Below are 8,715 nucleotides of genomic sequence, written 5' to 3'. Positions count from 1 at the left end.
ATTTGATAGCCAATTTTAGAACTACTGCCGAAGATTTTTATAATAAAATAATCTCTCATTGGAGAGTTGAAACCTACCATTATCATTTAGATATGCTAATGGAAGAAGATGAACATATTGCCTATAAAGAGCCTTTTTCTATAGCAATACTAAGGTCTTTTGCACTAAATCTATTTCAATTATTTCATAATGCACATAAATATAAAAAGCTACCTACTGGTAAAGCTACAATGGCAGAAATTAAAAGGACTTGCAAATATGACGATTACTTTACAGCCCAGCTTTTTGAGCAAGAGTATGTTTAAGGTTGGTTTTAAATTTCATCGGATTTGGCTGAAAGTAAATAGATTAACAGAACAAAAGTATGAAGAGATTAAGCAAAAAATAATATATAAAAAAGATATTAATGGTATTAACAGTGCAGAGTGGTGGAAACTTGCTACAGATTATATTAATTCAATTTATAAGACTAATTTTTTAGTATTACAGAAAATTATTGAGTTAAAGAAACAGTTAAAAGATGAAGCTTTATCTATTTTATCAATAAGTGTGTTACTTTGGACTTTATCAATTTTTGCTCTTATCTTTTTAGTAAAAATAATTACAAGAATGCTAAACACATTTGGCAAACTTGTTAAAACTATTGAAGATCAAAAACGCCTATATAAAGCTTTTGCTGAGTTTTCTGAAATATTGGTTTATAACAAAGATGAACAAACAATTTTAAACTCATTGAGTATTATGCTTTATAAAACAGAAAAATTTGTCTATCTTTGGCTTGGTAAGGTAGAAGGAGAACATGTAGAACCTATTATTTCTGAAAATATTCCAACTGCTCTTATACAAAAAGATCTATTAAATGAAAATTCTGAGTCATTAAAATTTTATAAAGAAATAAAACGTGTAATTAAAGAGAAAGAGTTTGTAATTACATCTTGTGAAAATAAGATAAATTCACACTGCAAGGGTATAGACACGATTGGAATCTTTCCAATTATGAAAGAAGATAAAGTAGCATTTATTTTAGTTATAGCTATTGAAAATAGTGGAATATTTGATACTGGTATGATCGATTTAATTACAAAAATGACAAATGAACTTACTTATGCTTTTGAAAAAATTGCAAATAAACGCAATGAAGAGCGCTTAAAAGAGGAGCTTAGGGTAGCTGCATGTGCTTTTGATTCACATGAAGCAATTACTATTACAGATTCCAACGGATTTATAGTAAAAGTAAATGATGCTTTTACAAGAATAACAGGTTACAAACCAGAAGATGTAATAGGAAAAAAACCAAATGTTTTAAAATCAGGAATACATGATAAAGATTTTTATGCTGCTATGTGGGATAGTATTAGAAAATTTGGTCATTGGACTGGAGAGATATTTAATCGTAGAAAAAATGGTGAAATATATCCTGAACTACTATCAGTAAGTACTATTAAAGATAAAAGAGGAGAAATTACACACTATATAGCACACTTTTTTGATATAAGTGAAATAAAAAAAGCTCAGCAAAATGCAGAGTATAGAGCTCAGCATGATTCATTAACTGATTTATATAACCGGCAAAAATTAATAGAAGAGCTTGACAGAATTTATAAATCTGCAGTAAAAGAGAAAGAGTATAACGCATTTTTATTTTTTGACTTGGATAACTTTAAGTATATCAATGATTATTATAACCATGAAATTGGAGATAAAGTTCTTATTGAAATTTCAAAAAGACTTAGAGAAATTTTATATGAAGATGATATTCTTGCCAGAATTGCAGGAGATGAGTTTGCATTGATTGCTTGTAACCTTGGCAAAGATAAGAGTGATGCTACAAAAAAAGTATCTATTTTAATAGAAAAGATAAAAAAACTTTTTGAGGATCCTTTAGATATAGATGGACATCATATAGAAGTTACATTTAGTGTAGGAGTAAAGATTTTTCCAGATCAAGAAACAAACTATAAAGATGTTATGGTTAATGCAGATATAGCAATGTATTATGCTAAGAAAAATGGTAAAAATCAATATCACTTCTTTAATGAAAGATTAAATCTTGAATCAAAACAGTTTCTTCTAATAAAAAATGAATTGGCAGAAGCAATTAAAAATAGAGAACTCATTTTGCACTATCAGCCAAAAGTAAGTATTAAAAGTGGAGAAGTAGTTGGTTTTGAAGCATTGGTTAGATGGCAACATCCTCAAAGAGGATTACTCTATCCAGATGAGTTTCTATATGTTACTGCAGGAAATCGTTTAAGTTTTGATTTAAGTGAGTATGTTCTTAAAGAGGTATGTCATCAAATAAATGCTTGGAAAGAGCGTTGGCCAGAATTTGATAAAAAAATATCAATAAATATCTCTGGTGAACAGTTTAATAATAAAAATTTTACTAAAAGTATAATGAGAATTATAGAAGAGTGTGGAACTAAGCCTGAGTATTTAGATTTTGAAATAGTTGAAGATGCTCTTTTAAAAGATATTGACAGAACTATTGAAGTTATTAAAACATTTAAAAATATTGGTGTAACATTTAGTATGGATGATTTTGGAACAGGTTACTCTTCTATTAATTATCTTAAAAATCTTCCTGTAGATATTCTTAAGATAGATAAAAGTTTTATTCTTGATCTATTTGAAGGAAAAAATGTTGAAATAGTAAAAATGATTATAGATACAGCAAAAGTGTTTGATCTAAAAGTAGTTGCTGAAGGTGTTGAAAACGAGAAGATTCTTAAATATTTAGACTCTTGTGGATGTGACTACTATCAGGGATACTACTTTTCAAAACCTATAACTGTTGATGAAGCTACAAATATGCTAGAGAAAGAAAATAGTAAAAACTAAAAGGTACTTACTTATCCACCCTTACTGCCTAAATTTTATACATAAAATTGTTGATTGATAGTGCTATAATCAATGCAACTACAAGCAAGAGGGTGGAGAAATATGAGCGAAGCGAAAAGCGCAATAGATAGCTTTTTAAATCATAAAGCAGAAACAGGAATGCAGTGTGGAAACTACAGTATTGATATTCCCGAATTAAAACCTGGTCAGCAGTACCGTTTCCATTTTGATATGACAGCTTGTGTTGGGTGTCACTGCTGTGAAGTGGCATGTAATGAGCAAAACAATAATCCAGCTGATGTGAAGTGGCGACGTGTTGGGGAGATGGAGACGGGAGAGTTTCCTGATGTACTGCAACTTTTTAACTCAATGAGTTGTAACCACTGTGTTGATCCTGAATGTCTGCGTGGATGTCCTACAAACAGTTACATTAAATTAGATAATGGCATTGTATTTCATGAAGATGAGACCTGTATAGGGTGTCAATACTGTACATGGAACTGTCCATATGAAGTCCCTGTATTTCATAAAGAGCGTGGGATTGTAACAAAGTGTCATATGTGTGTCGATAAGCTTGAAGCGGGACAAACACCTGCTTGTGTTCAGGCGTGTCCAGCAGGTGCAATTTCCATAGAAGTGGTTGATACAGAAGAATGGATTAAAAATGATATGGCAAAAGAGGGGGTTGCACCGCATCTGCCAGATGTCTCAATTACAAAACCAACAACACGTTATACATTGCCTGATATGCCAGAAGGCAAAGAGATTCGTCCAGCCGATGAGCATATTTTAAAACCTGCCCACTCTGAGCTTCCATTGGTCTTTATGACAGTATTAACACAAATGTCTGTGGGTGGATTTGTTGCACTCTTTTTAGGAGAACTTCTACATCTTTTTGGGCTTGATCTTCCAGCTCCAAATATTTGGATGGTGATTGCTGTATTACTTCCAGCGGCAATTGGACTTCCTCTTTCAGCTCTTCATCTTGGTCGTCCAGGATTGGCAATAACAGCTATGAAAAATCTAAAAACCTCTTGGCTTAGTCGTGAAGCGGTGGCACTTGGAGCGTATGCTGGAGGTGTCACAGTTTTAGCGGGACTCTATGCACTTGGGGTTTCAGAGTGGCTTAAACTGCTTGTTGAGGTTCCTATTGTAGCTCTTGGAGTTTATGGTATCTATGCTCAGTCTATGATCTATCGCATTAAGGCTCGTCCAGCTTGGGATCGAAAGTCAACAACTCTGCGATTTTTTGGATCAGGTTATCTTGGATTCTTGCTCGTAGCAGTGATTTTAGCAATGACAGGTGAGGCACGAAGTGTATTGGCACTGATGGCACCTATGCTTATGTTTGGACTTTATCAGATGCATCTGATTTATGAAGAGACAGTTTTTTATAAATATTTGGATAAAGAGCATCCTCTTTACTATCAGTTAAGTCGAACAAAGAGATTGTTAGAGGAGTATTTTGGGCATCTTAAAAAGGCACGTTTGATGAGTTTGGCTCTCTTTGCAATTGGTTTGCCAATGGTATCTATTGTTTTTGCAGCGGCAAATATGGGTGGTGTAGCGGCATTCATACTTATATTGGCACTTATTGGTGCAATGGCTAGTGAGTTGATTGGACGCTATCTCTTTTATGTGACAGTTGTACCGCTTGGATTGGCAGGGAACTTTTTTGCAGGGAGTCAGAGGGGTTAGTCATAGCAAGCGGGATGGCTAGTCCCGCTATGGACTCCTAATATAATGATATTGCAAATATCATTACAATTAGGAGTGCTATGACTAATTTAGCGATCAATGCAAACTCCTTTTACAATATCCCGCCCGCCCCAACCTGCAAAAAAAAAGGCAAGGTATAAACCTTGCCTTTATAGCGGTAGCCAACCGCTTTGGAGTACATTGATCGCTTTTGTACGTACAGTTGTATTATATCATAAAACTAGATAAAGGTTGCAACTGCTTTATCCTTTTAACGGTAGCCAACCGTTTTAGGAGTACCATGCGCATAAAATAGTCATGCGTATTTATTATAACATAACAAGGAATAGAAAATGCTGAATAAAATAAAAGAGTTTTTTGGGTTTGATATTAAAGAAGAGAAGTATTTACTTGTTGATGATCCTTTTTTTGGAAAAGTAGCTAAAGAGAAAGCACCAGATAAGTGGGTGCGCTCAACCTGTGGTTATTGCGGTGTAGGGTGTGGGCTTTACATTGGGGTTAAAAATAGCGATCCTGTCTATGTTAAAGGTGATCCTGATCATCCTGTTAATCGTGGTACACTCTGTCCTAAAGGCTTGAGTGAGCATGAGATGGTGCGTGCACCTTCACGGCTTCCAGGGGCAATGATCAAAAGAGATGGCAAGTTTGAGCAGGTCTCTTGGGATGAAGCCTTTAAAAAGGTGAGTGATAAATTTAAAGAGGTACAAGCCAAGTATGGCAAACGATCAGTTGCTGTAATCTCTACAGGTCAGCTTTTGACTGAAGAGTTTTATACCCTTGGAAAGTTTGTTCAGCTTGGGCTTGAAACCAATAACTATGATGGAAATACAACGCTCTGTATGGCAAGTGCCGTGATGGGATACAAGCAGAGTTTTGGAAGTGATGGACCTCCGGGTTGTTATGAAGATTTTAGTCACGCTGAAGTGATTATGCTAATTGGTGCCAATATTGCGGATAACCATCCAATTTTGAAGCTACATATTGCAAGAAATAAACAAGTACGTGGCAAAAAACCAACAATCATAGTAGTCGATCCACGCCACAGCAAAACAGCCAATATGGCAGATATCTACTTGCCAATCAAACCTCGTACAGATTTGGCATTTATTAATGGGTTATGTTACATCATTTGGGAACAGGGATGGATGGATGAGAAGTTCATCAAAGAGCGTACAGTTGGGTATAGAGAGTTTATTAAAAATATTCAAAAATATCCACCGCAAGAGGTTGCCCATATTACAGGCATTGATGTTAAAACCCTTTATGAAGTAGCAAGACTTTACGCCGGTGCGAGAGCTGCAATGAGTGCTTGGACAATGGGGGTTAACCAGTCAGCAATGGGAACTGATACGGTAAGTGCGATTGTCAACTTGGCATTGATGACAGGAAATTTGGGTAAACCTGGCGGTTCGCCAATGAGCATCACTGGACAGTGCAATGCGATGGGAACACGTGAGAGTGGATTTACCAGTTCGATTCCTGGGTATCGAAACTTTGCAAGTGCAGAAGATAGAAGAGAGTATGCCAATATTGTCGGCGTTCCTGAAGAGTTGGTACCAACAGCACGTGGGTATGCATATCCGCAAATAATTGAAGCTATTGAAAAAGGGGAGATTAAGGCATTATGGGTTGTGGCAACAAATCCGCTGGTAAGCTACCCTGATCAAAACAGACTTCGCAAGGCATTGGAAAAACTAGAAATTTTAGTTGTGCAAGATAGCTTTATGAGCGATACGGCAGAGTTAGCCGATGTACTTTTTGGTGCAGCAACTTGGAGTGAAAAGACAGGTACTTATACAAACTCTGAGCGACGCTGTAACCTTGCAAAAAAGTCAGTGCCAAACTACAAAGATTCTAAAAGCGACTTTGAGATTGTTGTGGAGTTTAGTAAACATTTTGAAGGCAAGTATGAACTTCTTTTTAATGGATGGAGCAAGCCAGAAGATGCTTTTGAAGAGTGGAAGCGTGTAAGTAAGGGACGTTTGTGCGATTATAGCGGTATGACATATGAAAAGATTGAAAAGCTTGGCGGTATTCAGTGGCCGTGTAATGAAGAGCATCCTGAAGGTACGCCACGTCTTTACTATGAAGGTATGAAAACAAGAAATGAAGAGGGTAAACCAAAGTTTGTCTTTGCTGATTGGTTCCCTATGGAAGAGAATATTTGTACCTCATTTCCACTGATTTTAAATACCGGGCGTACTGTTGAGCAGTTCCATACTCGTACCAAAACAGGAACCATTAAGATTCTTGAAGACCTCGCCCCTGAAGCTTGGATTGAGTTAAATAGTAAAGATGCTGAAAAACTGCAGGTTAAAAGTGGCGATCGCATTAGTCTAAGTTCGCCAAGAGGAAAAGTTGATAATGTAGTTGTTCGTGTGACTGAAGCAGTGCGTGAGGGGACAGTCTTTGTGCCTTTTCACTTTAATACACAGTTGGTTAATACTCTTACCCAGTCACTTTTTGATCCAAAGTCTTACGAGCCAAACTACAAGCAGACAGCTGTACAGTTGCATAGTGAAAAAGTTCCTGATGGAATTAAACTAAAAGAAGAAGAGATTTCTGGAGCTCTTGGGTATCAAGAACAAGAGAGTGCTATAGAGAAGATTTTGGATAAAGAAAGAGTAGGTTCGGTATAATTTTGGTATGAAAGAGCAAAATAATCAAACACTGCGTCTACGTGCAGAAACAATTGAAAACCTTCATATCTTTTCTGAAATTCTCAAAAAGTCTCCTGAACAGATTATCGAAGAGGCACTCGATGCCTACTTCGATCAGGTTCAAAAAGAGCTGATGGAGAAAAACCTGATGGATGAAAACGCTCAAACCAATCTTAGCTATGATGAGTTTTGGGATGGAGTGGATATATGATTTTCTTCTCAAAAATATCTATAAAAAGATATTTTTTATATCAGTAATTCTTAATAAGATAATCAAATTAAATTGAAAGACTATTTTTAATTTAGAACTATATTAAGGCTATAATCGATTAATATATTTATTATATGTATATTTTTATAAAACATTTTAAATTTTTAAGTTTATCAAAGTAATATTGAGTAGAATAATTGAACCAGTTTTATATAATGCTATTTTAGTAAATTTTAGTATGCTATTTAAATCAATCACACATTTCCATCTAATTTTTTATAAGTTTTTTCTGCATATTACACATTATAGTAAATCATGAAATAAAATAATTGTAGCTAATATAATTTTGTAGTATATTCGGGAGTTACAGGTGAAAAAAATTTTGGTGATCGAAGATGATCGAATTTATCAAAAAATTTTGCTTAAAGCATTAATAAATCATTTTTCTCATATTGAGTTTGAAGTAATAGAGACATATGCTGAAATAAAAAAAATTATTAATTCAAAAAAAAGATTTGATCTTGTAATTTCCGATATTAATTTACCTGACAGTAGTGGAGAACACATTAAAGACCTTGTAAATGCGCATTACAAAGTTGTTGTAATGACAGGTTTGAATGATGATACATTTAGAGATGAGATGTTTGCTTTCGATATTGTAGATTATATTATAAAATCAGAGTTGCAACGCTTTGGGTATTTAATAAAGTTGATACAGCGATTGGATGCAAATGAGTCAAGAAGCATACTAATAGTAGAAGATTCAAAACCGGTAAGAAGCTTTTATAAAAGAATTTTAGAGAAACAGAACCTTACAGTCTATGAAGCAGAAGATGGTCAAAAAGCACTTAAAATTATATCTGAAGAGAGTATAGATATGATTTTGAGTGACTATAATATGCCCAATATGGATGGAATGGAGTTTCTAAAAGAGCTTAGAGTAGAGTATTCAATGCTTGATCTGCCATTTATCGCAATATCTTCAGATAATGATCATGCAACAGTAGCAAGGTTTTTAAAATTAGGTGCAAATGATTACTTAAGAAAGCCATTCGGAAAAGAGGAGTTGATTTGCCGTATAAATAATAGTTTAGATATGTTAGATATGCTTCAACACGTAAAAGAGAGTGCAACAACAGATGCATTAACAGGTATGCATAATAGACACTACCTGTATGAGATAGCAGAAAAGATAATGGCTCAATCTAAAAGGCTTGATTATCCACTCTCTCTTGTAATATTTGATATAGATTTTTTCAAAAAGATCAATGATAAATATGGACA

General features: G+C 34.6%; 6 protein-coding genes. All 6 read left to right on the top strand.

Annotated features, from left to right (window positions below; translation table 11 throughout):
* The coding region (locus BM227_RS12845) for a hypothetical protein (RefSeq protein ID WP_218147961.1) at positions 1-305 on the top strand (305 nt) is incomplete at its 5' end.
* Positions 298-2,841, top strand: a complete 2,544-nt coding sequence (locus tag BM227_RS12115; RefSeq protein WP_177202058.1) for a putative bifunctional diguanylate cyclase/phosphodiesterase — start codon at positions 298-300, stop codon at positions 2,839-2,841. The genes BM227_RS12845 and BM227_RS12115, both read left to right, overlap by 8 nt.
* A 102-nt stretch (positions 2,842-2,943) precedes the next feature.
* A complete protein-coding gene (locus tag BM227_RS12110; protein ID WP_092914213.1) occupies positions 2,944-4,539 on the top strand; it encodes a DmsC/YnfH family molybdoenzyme membrane anchor subunit in 1,596 nt (531 codons plus the stop codon).
* 353 nt (positions 4,540-4,892) lie between these two features.
* Positions 4,893-7,199, top strand: coding sequence for a molybdopterin oxidoreductase family protein (locus tag BM227_RS12105; protein ID WP_092914211.1), 2,307 nt, complete (start codon positions 4,893-4,895; stop codon positions 7,197-7,199).
* 7 nt (positions 7,200-7,206) lie between these two features.
* A complete protein-coding gene (locus BM227_RS12100) occupies positions 7,207-7,431 on the top strand; it encodes a hypothetical protein (RefSeq protein WP_092914209.1) in 225 nt (74 codons plus the stop codon).
* Between the two features lie 370 nt (positions 7,432-7,801).
* A partial coding sequence (locus BM227_RS12095; protein WP_092914208.1) for a GGDEF domain-containing response regulator occupies positions 7,802-8,715 on the top strand: 914 nt, incomplete at its 3' end.

Source organism: Hydrogenimonas thermophila, assembly GCF_900115615.1.
Taxonomy (GTDB): domain Bacteria; phylum Campylobacterota; class Campylobacteria; order Campylobacterales; family Hydrogenimonadaceae; genus Hydrogenimonas; species Hydrogenimonas thermophila.
Note: the sequence above shows the minus strand (reverse complement) of the source record. Positions and strands in the feature narration are given on the sequence as shown.

What these genes read in the sequence shown, in the direction of transcription:
- BM227_RS12100 (WP_092914209.1), top strand. Translation starts at nt 7,207, where the DNA reads ATGAAAGAGCAAAATAATCAAACACTGCGTCTACGTGCAGAAACAATT.
- BM227_RS12110 (WP_092914213.1), top strand. Translation starts at nt 2,944, where the DNA reads ATGAGCGAAGCGAAAAGCGCAATAGATAGCTTTTTAAATCATAAAGCA.
- BM227_RS12115 (WP_177202058.1), top strand. Translation starts at nt 298, where the DNA reads ATGTTTAAGGTTGGTTTTAAATTTCATCGGATTTGGCTGAAAGTAAAT.
- BM227_RS12105 (WP_092914211.1), top strand. Translation starts at nt 4,893, where the DNA reads ATGCTGAATAAAATAAAAGAGTTTTTTGGGTTTGATATTAAAGAAGAG.